Source organism: Martinezella multihospitum, from assembly GCF_900094585.1.
GTDB classification, from domain to species: Bacteria; Pseudomonadota; Alphaproteobacteria; order Rhizobiales; family Rhizobiaceae; genus Rhizobium; species Rhizobium multihospitium.
Genome location: NZ_FMAG01000004.1, coordinates 639,423 through 657,922, shown reverse-complemented (window position 1 = coordinate 657,922; position 18,500 = coordinate 639,423). Strand labels below are relative to the sequence as shown.

The window sequence follows — 18,500 nt, the reverse complement described above, 5'->3', positions numbered from 1 at the left end:
CCAGCACCAGCACGAATACGAAATCCCATGCGCCTGGCGATCCGCCAAGCACACGCCGTGCTGACATGACCTCACTTGGCTGTCAGCTTTGAAAGGCGCACTTATAATTGTAATGAAACAATATACAGATTGACATGATCCATTGTCTCTTTCACGCTGATGTCGTGAACATCCAGCGCGAGAAAGAGATGAAATTCGTGATGACGCCGGTTACATCGTCGGCAAGGCATCGGCGTGCACCATGACAATGATGGTGGCGCTGCAGGATATAGAAGCGGCGCGTCGGCGCATTGCGCCAAACGTGCTGCGCACGCCGTTGCGGCTCTCGCAAGCGCTGTCTCAGCGGACGGGCGTTCCGGTCCATCTCAAGCTGGAAAACCATCAGCATACGGGCAGTTTCAAGCTTCGCGGTGCCACGAATGCGCTTCTATGTTTGGATGAAAATGCACGTTTGCGCGGGCTGGTAACGGCATCGACCGGCAATCACGGCAGGGCCGTTGCCCATGCTGCCAAGGCGATGGGTGCACGCGCGACCATCTGCCTGTCGGCACTTGTTCCCACCAACAAGGTCGAGGCAATCCGAAGCCTTGGGGCAGACATTCGTATTGTCGGGCACTCGCAGGATGATGCGATGTTGGAAGTCGAGCGCCTCGTCCGTGATGAGGGCATGTGTTTCATTCCGCCCTTCGACGACGCCGATGTCATTGCCGGTCAGGGCACGCTCGGGCTCGAGGTCGCAGACGATTTGCCAGAAACGGCGCTGGTTCTCGTACCGCTGTCGGGCGGCGGGCTGGCTTCGGGTGTTGCGGCCGCGATCAAGAGCCGTCTACCGGCTGCCAAGGTGGTCGGCGTGTCGATGGAGCGCGGCGCGGCGATGGCGGCAAGCTTTGCGGCCGGTCGTCCAACGGATGTGCAGGAGGTGGAGACCTTGGCGGATTCGCTGGGCGGCGGCATTGGGCTCGATAACCGCCTGACGTTCCGAATGTGCCGGGCGCTTCTCGATGATGTCATCCTGGTCAGCGAGGAGGAGATCGCCGCTGGCATTCGCTATGCGGCCTTGATCGAGGGCATGACGGTCGAAGGGGCGGGTGCCGTCGGGATATCGGCCCTGCTCGCTGGCAAGATCAAGCCCGATGGTCCGACGGTTGTTATCGTTTCCGGAGGCAACATCGATCCGGCGACCCATCGGGCAATCGTGAGCGGTCTCGATAGGGGAGTGGTGCCATGACCCGCGTGCTGATCCTGACGGAAACCGACCTTCGCAAGATCGTTCAGCTCGATAGTGATGCTGTCGATTGCATTGTGCAGGCTTTTACGGCGCTGGCGACGAAGGCCGTGGAAATGCCGCCAATCATGCGGCTCGATATTCCCGCCCATCGCGGCGAGGTCGACGTGAAGACGGCCTATGTTCCTGATCTCGACAGTTTCGCGATCAAGGTGAGCCCCGGCTTTTTCAACAATCCATCACTCGGTCTGCCAAGCACCAACGGGCTGATGATGCTCCTGTCTGCCCGCACCGGTCTGGTCGAGGCGCTCCTGCTCGACAACGGCTATCTGACGGATGTGCGCACCGCCGCGGCAGGTGCCGTTGCCGCGCGATACCTGTCCCGTCCGGATAGCCGGATCGCAGCGATTTTTGGCGCCGGCATGCAGGCCCGTCTGCAATTGCGCGCGCTTACGCTCGTGCGACCGATCGAGGCGGCACTCATATGGGCGAGGGATCTGGAAAAGGCCGAAAGGCTTGCTTCGGAATTGACGGTCGAACTCGGCCTTCCCGTAACGGCGGCAGCCGATGCCAAAGCGGCTTGTCGCGGCGCTGACATCATCGTGACGACGACGCCCTCGGACAAGCCGATCCTCAAAGCCACCTGGCTGCAGCCGGGCCAGCATGTCACCGCCATGGGCTCCGACGCCGAACACAAGAACGAGATCGACCCGGTCCTGGTTTTGAAAGCCGCGCCTTACGTTGCCGACAGCCTGAAGCAGACCCGGCGGCTGGGTGAGCTTCATCATGCCATCGCCGCGGGGCTTGTCAGCGAGAGCGCTGATTTCCCCGAACTGGGCGCCATTATCGCCGGCAAGATGCCGGGCCGCCGGTCGCCCGAGGCGATCACGTTTTGCGATCTGACCGGGACCGGCGTCCAGGACACCGCCATTGCCACGCTTGCCCATCGCCGCGCGGTCTTAGCCGGCGCGGGGCAGGCGATCGAAACGACCAAAGCATCAGGAGACCCAGCGTGAGCGAACCGACCCTCAATTTCACCCGCGCCGAATATGCCGAGCGGCTCGCAAAGACGCGCCGCGCCATGGAGAAAGCCGGTGTCGATCTCGTCATCGTGACGGACCCCTCCAACATGCATTGGTTGACCGGCTATGATGGCTGGTCTTTCTATGTGCACCAGTGCGTGCTGGTGCCAGGCTCCGGCGAGCCGATCTGGTACGGGCGCGGTCAGGATGCCAACGGGGCCAAACGCACCGCCTATCTCGCCCATGACAACATCATCGGCTATCCCGATCATTACGTGCAGTCCAACGAGCGCCATCCGATGGATCTGCTCTCGAAGATCATCGAGGAACGCGGCTGGGCCAATGCCTCTATCGCCGTCGAGATGGACAATTACTGGTTCACGGCCGCGGCCTATGCGTCGCTCGTCAAGCACCTGCCGAATGCCCGCTTCAAGGATGCGAGAGGGCTCGTGAACTGGCAGCGCGCCGTCAAGAGCAAGACCGAGCTCGACTATATGCGCAAGGCCGGCAGCATCGTCGAAGCCATGCACCGGCGGATCGTCGAAAAGGTCGAGCCCGGTATCCGCAAATCCGATCTCGTCGCCGAAATCTATGATGCCGGCATTCGCGGCGTCGACGGCTTTGGCGGTGACTACGCGGCCATCGTTCCGCTGCTGCCGTCGGGTGCGGATGCTTCCGCCCCGCACCTGACCTGGGACGACAAGCCGATGAGGAACGGCGAGGGCACCTTCTTCGAGATCGCCGGCTGCTATCGCCGCTATCATTGCCCGCTGTCGCGAACGGTTTTCCTCGGCAAGCCGACGCAGGCGTTCCTCGACGCCGAGAAGGCGACGCTCGAGGGCATGGAGGCCGGCCTTGCCGCCGCCAAGCCAGGCAACGTCTGCGAGGATATCGCCAACGCCTTCTTCGCCGTCCTGAAGAAATACGGGATCGTCAAGGATAACCGCACGGGATATTCGATCGGTCTCTCCTATCCGCCGGACTGGGGCGAGCGGACCATGAGCCTGCGCCCCGGCGATCGCACCGAGCTCCAACCCGGAATGACCTTCCATTTCATGACCGGTCTCTGGCTTGAAACCATGGGGATGGAAATCACCGAAAGCATCGTCATCACCGAAAGCGGCGTCGAGTGCCTCTCCAATGTGCCGCGGCAGCTGGTTGTGAAGTGATTGCCTGAGATGAACAGCATGAGTATTTCCAAACGTCCATCGCCGATCACACCGACAGTCGATTTCGACCTAGATGGCATCCAGCACGGCCATTTGCGTCTGCCCTGGTCGCGCGACGAGTCCGCCTGGGGTTCGATCATGATCCCCATCTGCGTCATCAGGAACGGGGAAGGACCGACGGCACTTTTGACCGGCGCCAATCATGGCGACGAATATGAGGGGCCTGTCGCTCTCTTCGATCTTGCCCGGACGCTGAAACCGGAGGAGATCAAGGGCAGGGTCATCATTGTCCCGGCGATGAACTATCCTGCTTTCCAGGCCGCAACGCGCACCTCCCCAATCGACAAGGGAAACCTCAACCGGAGTTTCCCCGGCCGCCCCGACGGTAGCGTGACCGAGAAGATCGCCGACTATTTCACACGTCACTTGCTGCCGCTGGCCGATATCGTGCTCGATTTCCATTCGGGTGGCCGCACGCTTGATTTCCTGCCCTATGCTGCGGCCCATGAGTTGCCGGACAAGGGACAGGAGAAAGCCTGTTTCGATGGCGTTGCCGCGTTCTCCGCCCCCTATTCCATGCGCATGATCGAGATCGATGCCGTCGGCATGTATGACACTACGGCCGAGGAGATAGGCAAGGTCTTCGTGACGACCGAGCTTTCGGGCGGTGGAACCATATCGGCGCATACGGCTTCCATTGCCAAGCGCGGTGTTCTGAATGTGCTGAAGCACGCGGGGATTGTCTCCGGTGCGCCAGAGATCGAGGCGACGCAATGGCTCGATATGCCGTCGTCGGACTGCTTCGTCTTTTCCGAGGCCGACGGCCTTTTGGAACCGCTCAAGGACCTGGGCGAGAAGGTTTCGCGTGGAGAAATCATTGCCCGCATCCATCCGACCGGCCGCACTGGAACCGCACCATCGGACTATCGCGCGGCGCTGGATGGTGTTCTCGCCGCACGTCATTTCCCCGGCCTGATCAAGACCGGTGATTGTCTGGCCGTCGTCGCGACCTTGACGGAAGGCCCCTGAATTGCCGCGCCGCGACAGCGCGGCGCGGATCACCACCCCGCTACGACAAGATCCGGAAAACCGGACGCCAATAGCGGAATCCAACCACAGAGGAGTGAACCATGAGAACGAATTTTTACCGCAGCGCAGCCGTCGCGGCTCTTGCCATTGGCTTCGCCGCATCCGCCCATGCCGCCAGCCTCGAGCAGATCAAGAAGGATGGCTACATCCGTGGCGCCAGCGCCAATGAAGTCCCCTATAGCTTCATGGACGAGAGCGGTGCCGCCAAGGGCATCGGTCCGGATGTTGCAGCGGCGGTGTTGAAGTCGATGGGTGTCAAGGAAGTCGACTGGACGGTGACGCCATTCGGATCGCTGATCCCCGGCCTGAAGGCCAAGCGCTTCGATTTTGTTGCCGCCGAGCAGAATATCCTGCCGGAACGCTGCAAGCAGGTGCAGTTCACGACGCCGAACTCGAGCTATGGCGAGGGGCTGCTGGTGCCGAAGGGCAATCCGAAGAAGCTGCATTCCTATGAAGACATCAAGAAGGATCCGTCTCTCAAGGTCGCGATCGTATCCGGTGCCGATCAGCTCGACTTCTTCCATGGCCTGGGTATTCCGGACTCGCAGATCGTCATGATCCAGGCGAATGCGGATGCGCTGTCCACGATCCAGACCGGCCGCGCCGACGCCTATGCGGCAACCGAGCTGACCGTCGCCAAGCTCGTTCAGGGCAGCACGAATGTCGAGCATGCCGAGCCCTTCACCGATCCGGTCATCAATGGAAAATCCGTCAGAAGCTATGGCGGTTTCGATTTCCGGCCCGAGGACAAGGAGCTCTATAAGGCCTTCAACACCGCTCTGGAGGCCTTCAAGAAGACGGACGACTACAAGAAGATCCTGATGTCCTATGGTCTCAGCGCCGAAAGCGTCGAGGCGGCACGCACCAAGAGCACCGAAGATCTGTGCGCGGGCAAGTGATCCTATCGATAGTCGAAAGCGACCCGGCGGCCGTCTGTAGACGATCGCCGGGTCGTTCCGCCGCTCCTGGCCTCGAACGGAGGTGACCCGGATATGAGTTGGACACACTATCTGCCGGCATTGCTGAAGGGGGCGGAGGTGACGGCGCTCATCGCCATCGCCTCGATGCTGCTCGGTGCCGTACTTGCCTTCGCCGCCGGCCTTGCGCGCTTTGCCGGAGGCCGGCTGCTCTCCTCAATCGCGATCGTCTATATCGAGATCTTTCGTGGCACGTCGCTTCTGGTGCAGCTCTTCTGGCTTTATTACGCGCTCCCGCTGATCGGCATCTCCTTCGATCCCATCACCACAGGCATTGCGGGACTCGCACTCAATATCGGCGCCTATGGTGCAGAAGTCGTGCGCGGCGCCCTGCAGGCGGTTCCAGATACCCAGCATGAGGCCGCGCGCGCCCTGAATTTCGGGCAGGGTCAGACGCTTTTCCATATCGTCTTGCCGCAGGCCGTGGTCGAAATGATGCCGGCTTTCGGCAACCTTGCCGTCCAGAACCTGAAGGACACCGCATTGGTGTCGCTCATTTCGATCAGCGATCTGACCTTCCAGGCGCAGCAATTGCGCAACATCACGCTCGACAGTGTGACGATCTACTCGCTGACGCTGATTGGATACTTCATCATGGCACTCATGCTCGTTGCCGTCATGCGCTGGCTGGAGATGATCCTTCGCCGTGGTGTTGCCTTCCCCGGGAGGGCGCCGGCATGATGTATGGTTTCACCTGGGACACCTCGACGACGCTGTCCTTCGCCTGGTCGATCCTGCCGATCCTCGGTATCGGTCTGATCGTCACACTCGAAGCGGCGGCCGCCGGTTTTGCGATCGCGCTTGTTCTTGGCCTGGTCTTCGCCCTGCTCAGGCGCAGCCGCTTCATCGCGATCTCCTGGCCGACGGCCTTCGTCATCGAGTTCCTGCGCGATACGCCGCTGCTCGTCCAGCTCTTCTTCCTCTATTACGTGCTGCCGATCTACGGCATCGTCCTGCCGGCTTTCCTGACGGGTGCGCTGGCGCTTGGGTTGCAATATTCGGCCTATACGTCGGAGGTCTATCGTGGCGGTCTGGATGCCGTGCCGCGCGGCCAATGGGAAGCGGCGACGGCGCTTAATCTCGGCCATGGTCGCACCTATTGGGACATCATCATTCCGCAAGCGATCCCTCGCATCATACCGGCCATGGGCAATTATCTCGTCTCCATGCTCAAGGAGACGCCGGTGCTTTCGGTCGTCACGGTGGTCGACATGCTCAACCTTGCCAATCTTATCGGGGATCGGACGTTCGAGTATCTGGTGCCGCTCTCGCTCGTCGGCCTGATCTTTCTCATCCTCACGCTCGTCTGCTCGGCGGCCATCCATTGGCTCGAAAAGGCGTTGCCGAAAAACGGAATCGCTCTCAAATGACGCAACCACTGATCCGCTTCCAAGATGTGACCAAGCGCTACGGCCATCTGACCGTCCTCGACAATTTCTGCTTCGACGTCGTACCCGGTGAGAAGGTGACGTTGATCGGCCCTTCGGGCTCCGGAAAGTCGACGGTCCTGCGCATCCTGATGACGCTCGAACCTTTCCAGGAAGGGACCCTGCACCTCGCCGGCATGTCCTATCACCAGGAAAATGGTCGCGGCCGCTTCCTCGCAAGCGAGGCGCATCTGCGCCAGATCCGCACCCATGTCGGTATGGTCTTTCAGAGCTTCAATCTGTTCCCGCACATGACGGTGCTGCGCAACGTCGTCGAAGCGCCTACGCGCGTACTCGGACTTGGAAGGGCGGAGGCCGAGTGCCGTGCGGTTGACCTGTTGCGCATGGTCGGACTTTCGGAGAAGAAGGATCATTATCCGAGCCAGCTTTCCGGTGGCCAGCAGCAGCGCGTCGCCATCGCCCGCGCTCTCGCCATGCGCCCAAGGGTCCTGCTGTTCGACGAGCCGACATCCGCACTCGATCCGCAGCTCGTCGGCGAGGTTCTCGGCGTCATCCGTGACCTTGCTCACGAGCATGATCTGACCATGCTGCTGGTCACGCACGAAATGCGCTTTGCCCGCGAGGTGTCCGATCGCGTCTGCTTCTTCGACAAGGGCCGCATCTGCGAGCAGGGCAAGCCGGAAGAGATCTTCAGCGCGCCCAGGGAAGAGCGCACCAAGGAATTTCTAAGCTCGATCCTTTGAAAGATCGACCTGCGGCAAGGCTAGACGATGGAGCCGACGTCGAAGACAGGCGGCAATTGCTCGAAGGTGCCGCGAACGGTTTCGAGCGCGGAGCGAAGGGCGGCGTGTGAAAGTCGGCCGCCAAGACAGATGCGGATGCCGCCGACCGGCCGCTCTCCTCCGGCGACGAAGGGATCGGACGGCGTGACCGCTACACCCTTGCGGGCCAGTGCCCGCACCAGCCCGTCCTCGGTCCAGCGTTCGGGAACTGACAGCCAGGCGCAGAGCGATAGCGGGTGACTGCCGGCTACCAAGGGCCCCAGCACCTCGGAGACGATCGCCTGCCGGGCTTCGGCCTCGCCTCTCTGGACTGCAATCAGGGCTTGAGCCGTCCCATCCAGTACCCAGCGAGAGGCCATTTCGGCAACGACATTGGTTGCGCTCCATCCGGTCACGCGCAGGATGGAGGCGGCACGGATCGAATAATGCGCCGGCACGACGAGATAGCCGATGCGCAAGCCCGTCATCACGGATTTGGTGAAGCTGGTTACGAAGAATCCGAGCTCGGGTATGAGATCTGCCATCGAGGGAAGGGGATCTCGCAGCATGGGTTTATAGACCTCGTCTTCGATCACGAAGATATTGTGCCGGCGGGCTATATCGGCAATCTCGCGCCGGCGTTCGGCCCCCATGACATGGCTGGTGGGATTGCCGAGCGAGGAGACGATCACAAGCGCCGACACGTCGCCGACAGCGCAGGCGGCCTCGAAAGCGTCGGGCAGGATACCCTCCTGATCGGTCGGCAGGCCGCGCAGCGTGAAACCCAGGACGTTGGCAAGTCCGATGATACCGTGATCGGTCAGGTTTTCGGTCAGCACCACTTCGCCCGGTCGTACGACCGAGGCGACGGCGAGAAATAGACCATGCGCCGCACCGTTCGTGACGAGGATACGATCGGGATCGGTTTTGACGGACAGGCCGGCGAGCCAGACCTGCGCCGCAGCGCGATGGGCATCGAGACCGGCGATCGGCCGGCAGGGTCGCATGAAGCTGCTATTGTCGCTTTCGGCAAGCGCCTGCATCAGTTCACGGGCCGATCGCTCATGCGCCTCGGTATAAACAGCCCGGATGATCGAAAGATCGGCGCTGCCGCTCGGATCGCGATCCAGCATGAAGCTGTCGGCGCGCTCGGTCACACGGCTGCGCACGAAGGTACCGCGCCCAACCTCGCCGCGCAGGTAACCGCGCCGCTCCGCCTCCTTGTAACTCAGGCTCACGGTCTGGACTGAAATTCCCAGTGCATGGGCGAGATCGCGATGCGTTGGCATCTGCGCATGCACCGGCAGGATGCCATCATCGATGTCGGAGATGATCTTGTCGGTGAGGAGCTTGTGTTTGGTCACGCCCTTGCGATGCTGAAGGACGGGCTTCCAGGGGCCATTGTCCTGGCTTTTTGAATCATGACGATACATGGATTGATCCGGTACAATTATAGAAACCCATGTACACTATTCAGCGCCGGATGGCGACGACCGAATGCAAAAGCTCGGCCCGTTGTCAACAACGGGCCGAGCCATAGGAGTAGGATGTGTAGACTCGCCTCGTAAGGATTGGATCAGCGGCCAGAAAGCACGCTTTCGATCGCGCCAGCCGCCGCCTTGACGACGGTGTCGGCTTCCTCTCGCGTCAGGCACAGCGGCGGTGCAAATCCCAGAATATCACCTTGCGGCATGGCGCGGCCGATGACGCCGCGCTCAAGCAGCGCTGCGGCCACCTGCGGGCCGATCTTCTGCGCGGGGTCGAAGAATTTGCGATCATCCTTGTCTTCGACGAATTCGATGGCCGCCATCAGACCGTCGCCGCGAACCTCGCCGACATGTCTGTGGCCACCGACGGCCTTCGCAAGTTCGGAGCGGAAATAGGCGCCGGTCGAGCCCGCATTTTCAACGATGCCGAGTTCGTCGACCAGCTCGAGATTGGCGATACCGGCGGCCGCGCAGATCGGATGGGCGGAATAGGTCCAGCCATGCCCGATGGCGCCGAGCTGGTCGGATCCCTGGACAAGCACCTGCCACATCTTGTCGGAAACGATGCTGCCGGAAAGCGGCGCGTAGGCAGATGTCAGGCCCTTGGCGATGGTGATCAGATCCGGCTTCATGCCGTAGTGGTCGGAGCCGAACATCGTGCCGAGGCGGCCAAAGCCGGTGACGACCTCGTCGGCGACGAGCAGGACGTCATATTTGTCGAGAACGGCCTGAATCTTTTGCCAATAGGTCCTCGGCGGCGGAACGATGCCGCCGGTGCCGAGGATCGGCTCGCCGATGAAGGCTGCGACCGTCTCCGGACCTTCCGCCAGGATCATCTCTTCCAGTCTGTCGGCGCAATGCTGCGCAAACTGCTCCTCATTCATCGACCGGTCGGCCCGGCGAAAGAAATAGGGCGCCTCGGTATGGAGGATCGGCGCGCGCGGCAGGTCGAAGGCCTTGTGGAACAGTTCGAGGCCGGTGAGGCTGCCTGTCATGACGCCAGAGCCATGATAGCCGCGCCAGCGGGAAATGATCTTCTTCTTTTCCGGACGGCCGAGAATATTGTTGTAGTACCAGATCAGCTTGATGTTGGTTTCGTTGGCATCGGAGCCTGAGAGGCCGAAATAGACACGGCTCATGCCATCGGGCGCGCGGTCGATGATCATCTTCGAAAGCGTGATCGACGCCTCCGTGCCGTGGCCGACATAGGCGTGGTAGTAGGCGAGGTTCTTCGCCTGCTCGGCAATGGCATCGGCGATTTTCTGCCGGCCATAGCCGACATTGACGCAGTAAAGGCCGGCGAAGGCGTCGAGGCTCTTCTTGCCGGTGGTATCGGTGATGTAGACGCCCTCGGCGCCAGAGATCACGCGGGTCGGCGTCTCGCCGCGGGCGTGCATGCCCATATGCGTCGAGGGATGGAAGAAATGGTCTCTGTCCCAGGCGTTCAGTTCGTTGCGCTTGTCCAACATATTATGCTTCCTTCCTTTGTAGCGGGCTCGTCAGGCTGTCGTGTCGACGCAGAGATATTTGAGCTCGGTGAAGGCCTCGATGCCGTGGCGAGAGCCTTCCCGGCCGAGGCCGGATTGCTTCCAGCCGCCAAAGGGGATCGGGCCGCCGGTGATCTTCACGCGGTTGATGGCGATCATGCCGTAGTCTAGCGCCCGGCCGAGCCGCATCTGGCGCGCGCCGTTGGCCGTGACAACGTAGGCGACAAGGCCATATTCCGTGTCGTTGGCCCGGGCGACCACCTCGTCCTCGCTATCGAAGGCGCTGACGGCTGCGACCGGTCCGAAGGTTTCCTCGCGCATGATCAGGGCATCCGGCGAGGGCTCGACAAGCAGGGTCGGCTGGAAGAAGAGGGCGCTGGCCGGATGGCGCTTGCCGCCGGTGACAAGCCTTGCGCCATGCCTCAAGGCATCGCTGACCTGTTCCTCAACCTTGGCGACGGCGCGTTCGTGCATGAGCGGTCCGATGTTGACGGCGCCGTCCAACCCGTTTCCGACCTTGAGGGCTTTGATGCGCTTGGCGAACGCCGTAACGAAAGTGTCCATGATCGGGCGCTGGACGAAGATGCGGTTGGCGGCGAGGCAATCCTGCCCGGAGGTCGCGAATTTCGCATTGATGGCGATATCGACGGCGCGATTAAGATCGGCATCATCGAAGACGATCAGCGGCGCATGGCCACCAAGTTCCATCACAAGCCGCTTCATTGTCCCTGCACACCGGCCGGCGATCATCTTGCCGATTCCGGTCGAGCCGGTGAAGCTCAGCGCCCTGACCCGCGGATCGTCGCAGAATGCGCCGACAATGGTTGCCGCATCGCCAGTGATGACATTGAAGACGCCGGCCGGAAGCCCGGCGCGCTCGCCGAGTTCGGCAAGTGCCAGCGCCGAAAGCGGCGTTTCGGACGACGGGTGGGCGACGACTGTGCAGCCTGCTGCAAGCGCTGCAGCCGTCTTGCGCGTGATCATGGCGGACGGAAAATTCCAGGGCGTGACGATGCCGACGACGCCAAGCGCTTCCCTGCGCACGATCATTTCGGCATCCGGCAGATGGCTGGTCACGCTCTCAGCATTGATGCGCTTTGACTCCTCAGCATACCATTCGATGAAGCCTGCGGCGTAATCGATCTCGCCACGAGATTCGGCGAGCGGCTTGCCTTGTTCCAGCGTCATGATGAGCGCCAGATCCCCGCGTGCCTCCAGCATGAGTTCATACCACTTGCGCAGGATCGTCGATCGCTGCTGCGGCAGAAGCGAACGCCAGGCGGCAAAGGCAGTTGCCGCCGCGTCGATGGCGCGGACGGTCTCGTCTTTGCCAAGATCGGCAACCCAGGCAAGCGTCGCAGACGATGCAGGGTCGGTGACCTCGAAGCTCTGATTGGCCTTGCCGGCGACCCAACGGCCGGCAGCATAGGAAAGATCTCGCAGCAGATGGCGGTCGTTCAGCCTTGAAAGGGCTTCATGATAGGTGGCGCGGGCGTGGAGCGCGGTCATGGTCGGGTCTCTCTTTCCAGATACCCGATGCTGCCATGGAACGCTGCGAGAGATTGTCCATTGCTGGCAGTTAGAAGAGAGAAAGGACCTAAAGTGAATGGTGTCTGTAGAGAATCTCTCTATTCGTCGCCAGGCGCATCCGGGGAAAGCAGGTCGGTCACGGGAAGCACCGTCTCCTCCTTCACAGTCTTGGTCACGATATATGTGAAATAGCGTTCGATGCCGAGGTCGCGATTAAGAAGGTCGTCGATCAGGCGCTGATAGGCATCGATATCTGCCGCCATGATCTTCAGGATGTAATCGACGCCGCCGCCGACGGCCCAGCAGGCAACGATCTCCGGCGTCGTCACGATCACTCGTTCGAAGCGCTCGAAATCGGCCTGGCGATGATTGGCGAGCGTGACCTCGACCATGACGCTGGCGATCGGCGCGAGGCGACGCAGTGCCAGATGTGCATGGTAACCGGTGATAATTCCAGCCTTTTCCAGCTTTCGAAGGCGCAGCCAGCATGGTGTCGGCGACAATCCCACCTTATCGGCCAGCGCGAGCTTGGTGATGCGGCCATCGCGCTGAATGGCCTCCAGTATCCGCAGATCGATTGCATCAAGTTTCATGTGAAAGCTGCTTGTTGTCGTCACTTGTCGCTTCCAGACCAATGGCACTCGGAACCAGAGCTGACAAGCGTGCATCGCGGAATTCGGCTGTTGGCTCGGCGTTGTCTGATCTTGAATAGGCTCTTTGTCCGCCGCATAGGGCAGTGCTTATTATGCGGCTGCGTTTCGCCATCGCAAAACAGGTTTGCGAACGATGCTCTCCATACCCCACGAGCGATGGTATCACGCAAATGAAATATAATAGATATTTCTAATTTTGCGTTGCGATACCAAATCTTCGGCATTCATTCTGACAAAATCATTAATTTCTGAGAAATAGACCCGGGGTTTTATTGGTGACTAAAAGTTACACAGGCTTTGATGAGGACATCTATACCTTGAGATACCGATTTTTAATCAAGAACATCTAGTCTCACGATGATACAGGCGGCTTGGATCGTTGTTTGCCGCTTGCGGAATATTATTTCTGTCAGAGGCACGCGGGGGGCGCGTCGCGCGATCGCAACGCCACCCAATAAGGTGGTGATATGATTCTGAAATCCGCAACTAGCCGCAATATTTTCTCAGTCGCCGCATGCGGTGTCATCGCAACGGTGGCCGCTTCCGCCATCCTGTTTGATTCTGCCTATACGACCGTTCGCCAATCGAGCCTCGACCAGATGCGCCAGATTGCCAGCACGACCGCGGCCGGATCGGAAAAGACCCTCGGCACGGCGATTGCCGTCGTCAATTCGCTGGAGACCATCCTTGCAACCATGAAGGATGCGGGTGATGCGAACCGGGCAACTGCCGACGCGATCCTGAAGAATATGCTCGCGAGCAACCCGATGGCGCTTGGTGTCTGGACGGGCTGGGAGCCGAATGCCTTCGATGGAAAGGACAAGGATTTCGTCGGCAAGGAAGGCCATGATGCCACCGGCCGCTATATTCCCTACTGGGTTCGAAGCGGCGGTCAGATCACCCATGTGCCTCTCGTGGACTATACCGTATCCGGCGCTGGCGACTATTATCAGCTACCCTTTACCCAGCAAAAGACGGTTGTCATCGAGCCCTATTCCTATGCGATCGACGGCAAGCAGGTGCTGATGACCTCCATTGCCCAGCCGATCATGATCGGTGGAAAGCCTGTGGGCGTGGCCGGCCTGGACATGGCCCTTGACGATGCCCAGAAAGCGATTTCCGCCATTCACCCGATGGGCACCGGCTTCATGAGCCTGGTTACCGCTGGGGGCGGCATGATTAGTCACCCCGACGCGGCGCTGATCGGAAAGAACATAAAGGACGGTGGTGCCGAGACGGCCGGTTGGGACCGGCTGATCGCCAATCCCGGTACTGAGCGAGAAGTCACCAGCGCTGACGGCACCACCTATTTTGCCATCGCAGAGCCCGTAAAGCTGACCGAGGCCATATCGTGGTACGCGATCGTTGCCGTGCCGAAAGCCACGCTTTTCGCGCAGGTCAACAGCGTGGTCAGAAATGCGATCGCGGTGACCTCGATCGCCACCGTTCTCCTCGGTCTTGCCGGCTGGCTGATCGCCCGGCGCTTCATTCGCCGCATCGAGAATGTCATCGCTGAAACCGACCAGATTGCCAATGGCGATCTGAATGTCACGCTCAGGGATCGAGAGGCCCGCGACGAAATCGGCGACCTCTCCCGCTCATTGCACATCCTGCTGGAAAACAATCGCGAAAAGGTCCGGCTTGAAACAGAGGCCGAAGCCAGCCGAGCCGCACATGAGGCCGAGCAGGCGGAGCGTGCCCGTATCAGCGACGCTCAGGAAGCGGAAGTGAAATTCGCCGTCGGTGAGTTGGCCACGGGACTCGTGCAGCTTTCCGACGGAAACATGACCGTGCGTCTCGACCAGCCTTTCACCTCGGCCCTTGATGAAATTCGCGGCAATTTCAATGCCTCGGTCGAGAAGCTGCAGGCCGCCATGATCTCCTTCTCCGAAAACGCGTCGGTGATCCAGTGCGGATCGGAGGAAATCCGCACCGGTGCGGACGATCTGGCCAAGCGAACGGAGCAGCAGGCAGCCTCGGTCGAGGAGACCGCCGCAGCGCTTGAAGAGATCACGACCTCCATCAAGGATTCCACCACGCGTGCCGAAGAGGTCGCAGCGCTGGTCGGCCGTACCAAGGATAATGCCGAGAGATCGGGTCAGATCGTCCATAGCGCAGTCGAGGCCATGAACGGCATTGAGCAGTCTTCCCAGTCCATTTCCAACATCATCGGCGTCATCGACGACATCGCCTTCCAGACCAATCTCCTGGCGCTGAATGCCGGCGTCGAGGCCGCGCGTGCGGGCGAGGCCGGCAAGGGCTTTGCGGTCGTTGCTCAGGAAGTCAGGGAGTTGGCGCAGCGTTCCGCGACGGCAGCAAAGGAAATCAAGGCCCTGATCCATTCGTCGGGCGATCAGGTCAAAAGGGGCGTCAGCCTCGTCGGCCAGACGGGAGAGGCGCTTCGCGCGATCGTTCAGGAGGTGCAATCGATCGACAGCAATGTGCAGGCGATCGTGCAATCGGCGAGAGAGCAATCGACGGGGCTGCAGGAAATCAACACCGCCGTCAATCAGATGGACCAGGCAACGCAGAAAAATGCTGCCATGGTCGAGGAATCCAACGCCGCGACCCATACGCTGGCGAGCGAGGTTTCATCGCTGTCCGCACGTCTTGCCCAGTTCAAATTGGATCATGCGGCCGGAAAGGTCGTGCAGCTGGCGGCTTCTCCACGGGAGAAAGCTGCAACGTCTGCCAAGGCACCTGCAACTTCCAACGGGGGTGCGGAGCTTTCCGGCCAGAGAGCGTTGGGCGAAAGACTGCGCTCCGCTTTCGGGAAGACCTCGCCCGCGGCAAGTCCAGTGTGGGAGGATTTCTGACAGTTTTACCTTCTTCGGAAGCGTGCTGTCATACGAGCTATTGCATCAGTAATGCTTTGAGGCCTGTCCTTTTCAAAGGAAGGTGGACTATGCGGCCTTCCCCGCCTCTTTAGTCGAAGAAAAAAGCAAGGTTCGCGGTGAGATCATTGGCACGGTGAGATCGTGCATCTTCTCGCGCCCTATTCGATGATGTTCGGGATCGAGCGTTCAATGCGAATATCCAGACGGATGACGCGCGTGCTGAGCATTTGAGATTCGCGCACAGTTTCGAAAACGGGCAGGAAAACCGGACGAATGATCGTGAACCAAGAAGCGACATCGTCGATGCCGGCACTGACGCTTGCGGTTTTGCCGCTTTCATCCTTTCCGACGATCAGGAGATTGCCGGCCAGCGGCGAGGGGTGACCCTTCAAATCCGCTATGCTGGAAAGCCCATCGATAAGGCCGTTATTATCGGCATAGAGAAGATGGGAGTCCGCGATGCGCACGACATCGATCCCGCTGGAGCCGACCAACTTACGGATGTGCTCGATCCGGTTGCCGGCGGGAAGCATCACCGTCCGGATCGTTCCGTCGACCGTGCTTAAAAGATATGACTTAGCTTCTGGCATGGGAATTTCTTCCGTCTGCCATTCAACGAAATGTGGTTCTTGCGCACGAACGAGGCGAAGCTCCGGTCGTGCTCTCCTATAGGATTCATATGGGCTATAATCATTCGCCATTCCCTTGCCACCTCGAGAATTAGCAGCAGAAGATATTGGCTCTATAGGCGCGAGCTTGTGCAACTTTTGCAAGCATCAAAATTCGTTCGGTGTGTTGCCTTTTCTTCAACGGCAAGGTGCCCCGACGCCTTCGATCCAAATAGATTGAGCCACACTTGCTTTAACGGCCTTCGGAATACTTCCGCAATGCATGGATAATGCTACGCGCCGGCGCTCCGGCCTGCTGCTCATGAAAATGACATGAGCGTTGACATCTCAAGCTAGAGTAAAAAATGCGATGGCTGCTATCTTTGATTGATAAAGGGTCGACAGAGACGAGGTAGCGCCGTGATGGATGGCGCCGTCGAGCAAGGAGCATCCTGTCCAGGTGGAGATCGACTACTCCAATGAAAGGGCGGATGCCTTTCCAGCTCGAACTGCGATCTCATCGAGATATTCCTCAAAATATCTGCGGGCAATGATGGATGTCATCGAGAGGTTGCGCCTGGGATCAACGATCAGGGAAAGTACCATTGGCGGCAAGCCGCTGTCGGCTATGCGAGAGTAGTGCAATCCGTCCTCATGCGGGAGGGACATTCCGGAAGCGATCGCCGTAACCCCGAAACCGCAGCCCTCGCGGACCATGGACCGCATGAGCGACAAGCTGTTGGTCGTCAGGACAGGCTGAAAGCGGATGTCGATACGCGCCGCGGCAATGTCGACGACATCCCGCAGATGACTGCTGGTATCGGGAACGATCGTCGGCTTCTTGAAGAATTCTCCTATGGAGATGCTGTCCGGCTGCTCTGTGCCGGGATCTGCGGGCAGCATGGCGATGAGATGAAAGTCGGCGGAGCGCGTAACAATGACCCCCGGTAGGGGCAGAGGGCTGAAGGTCAGTCCGAAATCCGCGCCTCCGTCCCTTACCAGCTGTCGCACACGATCGGAATCCTCCACTGCGATCGCATTGCGGATACGAGGATGATCCTTGGTGAACCGCGCAATCACCGCGGGCAGGAAGTCGGGCACGGTTTCTTGAGAGGCTGCTATTTTCACCTCGCCGCGGCGTAGTCCCTTCAATTCCTCGATCTCGGATTTGATTCGGGAAAGATCTTTATTCCATTCCCTGTAGCCGTTGACGAGCAATTCGCCCGCCGATGTCAGCCGCATGCCGCGCGGCAGGCGCTCGAACAGGGCAACACCGAATTCCTCCTCGGCGCTGATGAGCTGCTTGTTGATCGCCGAAGCCGACACATTCAGCTTTTCCGCAGCTTTTCTGATCGAGCCATGGTTGGCGATCTCGTCGAGGTAATGTGCGAAGCGAGAAAACATAAGTCTGCTCATTCGGAAGGTATACCTCGTTGAAGAAAAGGAAACACACCGGACGAATTTTGTTGGTTGTAAAAAATTGTGTGATCTAGTTTCTATTAAGACAATAATTTGAATGCAATCAATGGTGCCAAGAAGGCCGCAGCATGTATCTGGAGACCCCGCAAACCCATCAGGTACAGGTTGCCAACGAGAATTTCAGCCTGCCGATCGTCCAGCTGAGCGATCGGCGAGCAATCGCATTGCTGATGGTAATCGACATGGGTATCCGGTTCGGAGATCTCGTCGGCGACGCCCTTGCCCGTCATTTTGTGCAGTTGCGGCCTGACATCGTTGTCGGCAGCGCTACCTTGGGCGTCCCCGTCGCCATCGAGGTCTCGCGGCGCCTTGGAATCGACCGATATGTAATCTTGCAGAAATCGCCCAAATTTCACCTTGCGGATGCCTTGGTCGAGGATGTTCGTTCCATCACGACCGCAACGCCGCAGCGGCTTCTGCTGGATCGCCGGTCGATAAAGCTGCTTCAAGGCAGGCGCGTTCTCGTTGTCGACGATGTCATCGCCACCGGTTCCAGCATGGCGGCGGCAATCAGGCTCGTGCGTCGCGCCGGCGCAAACATAATTGGTGCGGGCGCCATTCTGACCGAGGGTCATTCTTGGCGGAACCTGCTCGGAGAGGACGCCAAGCTGGTGACCAGTCTGGGCCACATTCCGCAGTTCGATATTGTCGACGGAGTGGCGACGCCGGATGCCGCGACCGAAAAGGATGCTTGGGCGGAAGATCGCGCTTCGGTCAGCAAGCCTATCGGGCAGATCCGGCGGAAACGTTCCGTGGCCCAGAAAGACGGCGCGCGGATATAAGCATGG

General features: G+C 59.9%; 16 protein-coding genes. 10 read left to right on the top strand and 6 right to left on the bottom strand.

Annotated elements, in window-relative coordinates; translation table 11 throughout:
- The first annotated feature begins 241 nt into the window (after nucleotides 1-241).
- The 8 genes from eutB to ehuA all read left to right on the top strand — a co-directional run bounded on the left by eutB (nucleotide 242) and on the right by ehuA (nucleotide 7,613).
- A complete protein-coding gene (eutB, locus tag GA0061103_RS19165; RefSeq protein ID WP_208603530.1) occupies nucleotides 242-1,228 on the top strand; it encodes a hydroxyectoine utilization dehydratase EutB in 987 nt (328 codons plus the stop codon).
- Complete coding sequence (gene eutC, locus GA0061103_RS19160) at nucleotides 1,225-2,241, top strand: ectoine utilization protein EutC (RefSeq protein ID WP_092713862.1); 1,017 nt, start codon at nucleotides 1,225-1,227, stop codon at nucleotides 2,239-2,241. Before eutB ends, eutC begins: the two co-directional genes overlap by 4 nt.
- Nucleotides 2,238-3,416, top strand: a complete 1,179-nt coding sequence (gene doeA, locus GA0061103_RS19155) for an ectoine hydrolase DoeA (protein WP_092713860.1) — start codon at nucleotides 2,238-2,240, stop codon at nucleotides 3,414-3,416. The genes eutC and doeA overlap by 4 nt, the downstream gene beginning before the upstream one ends.
- Nucleotides 3,417-3,425: 9 nt before the next feature.
- Nucleotides 3,426-4,445: a N(2)-acetyl-L-2,4-diaminobutanoate deacetylase DoeB gene (doeB, locus tag GA0061103_RS19150; RefSeq protein ID WP_092713858.1), complete on the top strand. Its 1,020-nt coding sequence runs from the start codon at nucleotides 3,426-3,428 to the stop codon at nucleotides 4,443-4,445.
- A 101-nt stretch (nucleotides 4,446-4,546) separates the two neighbouring features.
- A complete protein-coding gene (gene ehuB, locus GA0061103_RS19145; protein ID WP_092713856.1) occupies nucleotides 4,547-5,404 on the top strand; it encodes an ectoine/hydroxyectoine ABC transporter substrate-binding protein EhuB in 858 nt (285 codons plus the stop codon).
- Between the two features lie 93 nt (nucleotides 5,405-5,497).
- The gene (ehuC, locus tag GA0061103_RS19140; RefSeq protein WP_092713855.1) at nucleotides 5,498-6,163 is read left to right on the top strand and encodes an ectoine/hydroxyectoine ABC transporter permease subunit EhuC; all 666 of its coding nucleotides are present in this window, start codon (nucleotides 5,498-5,500) and stop codon (nucleotides 6,161-6,163) included.
- Nucleotides 6,160-6,852 (top strand): ectoine/hydroxyectoine ABC transporter permease subunit EhuD, encoded by a 693-nt coding sequence (ehuD, locus tag GA0061103_RS19135; protein ID WP_092713853.1) that lies wholly within the window; start codon nucleotides 6,160-6,162, stop codon nucleotides 6,850-6,852. The genes ehuC and ehuD overlap by 4 nt, the downstream gene beginning before the upstream one ends.
- Nucleotides 6,849-7,613, top strand: coding sequence for an ectoine/hydroxyectoine ABC transporter ATP-binding protein EhuA (gene ehuA / locus GA0061103_RS19130; protein ID WP_092713851.1), 765 nt, complete (start codon nucleotides 6,849-6,851; stop codon nucleotides 7,611-7,613). Before ehuD ends, ehuA begins: the two co-directional genes overlap by 4 nt.
- A 20-nt stretch (nucleotides 7,614-7,633) precedes the next feature.
- Here ehuA and ehuR read toward each other — a convergent pair whose 3' ends face one another.
- The 4 genes from ehuR to GA0061103_RS19110 all read right to left on the bottom strand — a co-directional run bounded on the left by ehuR (nucleotide 7,634) and on the right by GA0061103_RS19110 (nucleotide 12,728).
- Nucleotides 7,634-9,064, bottom strand: coding sequence for a MocR-like ectoine utilization transcription factor EhuR (gene ehuR, locus GA0061103_RS19125; protein WP_092713849.1), 1,431 nt, complete (start codon nucleotides 9,062-9,064; stop codon nucleotides 7,634-7,636).
- 143 nt (nucleotides 9,065-9,207) lie between these two features.
- Nucleotides 9,208-10,587: an aspartate aminotransferase family protein gene (locus GA0061103_RS19120; RefSeq protein WP_092713847.1), complete on the bottom strand. Its 1,380-nt coding sequence runs from the start codon at nucleotides 10,585-10,587 to the stop codon at nucleotides 9,208-9,210.
- Nucleotides 10,588-10,617: 30 nt separating this feature from the next.
- Nucleotides 10,618-12,114: an NAD-dependent succinate-semialdehyde dehydrogenase gene (locus GA0061103_RS19115; protein ID WP_092713845.1), complete on the bottom strand. Its 1,497-nt coding sequence runs from the start codon at nucleotides 12,112-12,114 to the stop codon at nucleotides 10,618-10,620.
- Between the two features lie 119 nt (nucleotides 12,115-12,233).
- Nucleotides 12,234-12,728 (bottom strand): Lrp/AsnC family transcriptional regulator, encoded by a 495-nt coding sequence (locus GA0061103_RS19110; protein WP_092713843.1) that lies wholly within the window; start codon nucleotides 12,726-12,728, stop codon nucleotides 12,234-12,236.
- Nucleotides 12,729-13,255: 527 nt separating this feature from the next.
- Here GA0061103_RS19110 and GA0061103_RS19105 point away from each other — a divergent pair.
- Nucleotides 13,256-15,604, top strand: a complete 2,349-nt coding sequence (locus GA0061103_RS19105; RefSeq protein ID WP_092713841.1) for a methyl-accepting chemotaxis protein — start codon at nucleotides 13,256-13,258, stop codon at nucleotides 15,602-15,604.
- 179 nt (nucleotides 15,605-15,783) lie between these two features.
- Here GA0061103_RS19105 and GA0061103_RS35415 read toward each other — a convergent pair whose 3' ends face one another.
- Both GA0061103_RS35415 and GA0061103_RS19095 read right to left on the bottom strand, forming a co-directional pair.
- Nucleotides 15,784-16,398 (bottom strand): DUF3846 domain-containing protein, encoded by a 615-nt coding sequence (locus GA0061103_RS35415; RefSeq protein ID WP_245304802.1) that lies wholly within the window; start codon nucleotides 16,396-16,398, stop codon nucleotides 15,784-15,786.
- Between the two features lie 306 nt (nucleotides 16,399-16,704).
- Nucleotides 16,705-17,637, bottom strand: coding sequence for a LysR family transcriptional regulator (locus tag GA0061103_RS19095; protein WP_245304801.1), 933 nt, complete (start codon nucleotides 17,635-17,637; stop codon nucleotides 16,705-16,707).
- Nucleotides 17,638-17,780: 143 nt separating this feature from the next.
- On the opposite strand from GA0061103_RS19095, the gene GA0061103_RS19090 reads away from it, so the two are divergent.
- A complete protein-coding gene (locus tag GA0061103_RS19090) occupies nucleotides 17,781-18,494 on the top strand; it encodes a phosphoribosyltransferase family protein (RefSeq protein WP_092713836.1) in 714 nt (237 codons plus the stop codon).
- Nucleotides 18,495-18,500: the final 6 nt, after the last annotated feature.

What these genes read in the sequence shown, in the direction of transcription:
- eutB (WP_208603530.1), top strand. Translation starts at nt 242, where the DNA reads ATGACAATGATGGTGGCGCTGCAGGATATAGAAGCGGCGCGTCGGCGC.
- eutC (WP_092713862.1), top strand. Translation starts at nt 1,225, where the DNA reads ATGACCCGCGTGCTGATCCTGACGGAAACCGACCTTCGCAAGATCGTT.
- doeB (WP_092713858.1), top strand. Translation starts at nt 3,426, where the DNA reads ATGAACAGCATGAGTATTTCCAAACGTCCATCGCCGATCACACCGACA.
- ehuB (WP_092713856.1), top strand. Translation starts at nt 4,547, where the DNA reads ATGAGAACGAATTTTTACCGCAGCGCAGCCGTCGCGGCTCTTGCCATT.
- ehuC (WP_092713855.1), top strand. Translation starts at nt 5,498, where the DNA reads ATGAGTTGGACACACTATCTGCCGGCATTGCTGAAGGGGGCGGAGGTG.
- ehuD (WP_092713853.1), top strand. Translation starts at nt 6,160, where the DNA reads ATGATGTATGGTTTCACCTGGGACACCTCGACGACGCTGTCCTTCGCC.
- ehuA (WP_092713851.1), top strand. Translation starts at nt 6,849, where the DNA reads ATGACGCAACCACTGATCCGCTTCCAAGATGTGACCAAGCGCTACGGC.
- ehuR (WP_092713849.1), bottom strand. Translation starts at nt 9,064, where the DNA reads ATGTATCGTCATGATTCAAAAAGCCAGGACAATGGCCCCTGGAAGCCC.
- GA0061103_RS19120 (WP_092713847.1), bottom strand. Translation starts at nt 10,587, where the DNA reads ATGTTGGACAAGCGCAACGAACTGAACGCCTGGGACAGAGACCATTTC.
- GA0061103_RS19115 (WP_092713845.1), bottom strand. Translation starts at nt 12,114, where the DNA reads ATGACCGCGCTCCACGCCCGCGCCACCTATCATGAAGCCCTTTCAAGG.
- GA0061103_RS19110 (WP_092713843.1), bottom strand. Translation starts at nt 12,728, where the DNA reads ATGAAACTTGATGCAATCGATCTGCGGATACTGGAGGCCATTCAGCGC.
- GA0061103_RS19105 (WP_092713841.1), top strand. Translation starts at nt 13,256, where the DNA reads ATGATTCTGAAATCCGCAACTAGCCGCAATATTTTCTCAGTCGCCGCA.
- GA0061103_RS19095 (WP_245304801.1), bottom strand. Translation starts at nt 17,637, where the DNA reads ATGTTTTCTCGCTTCGCACATTACCTCGACGAGATCGCCAACCATGGC.
- GA0061103_RS19090 (WP_092713836.1), top strand. Translation starts at nt 17,781, where the DNA reads ATGTATCTGGAGACCCCGCAAACCCATCAGGTACAGGTTGCCAACGAG.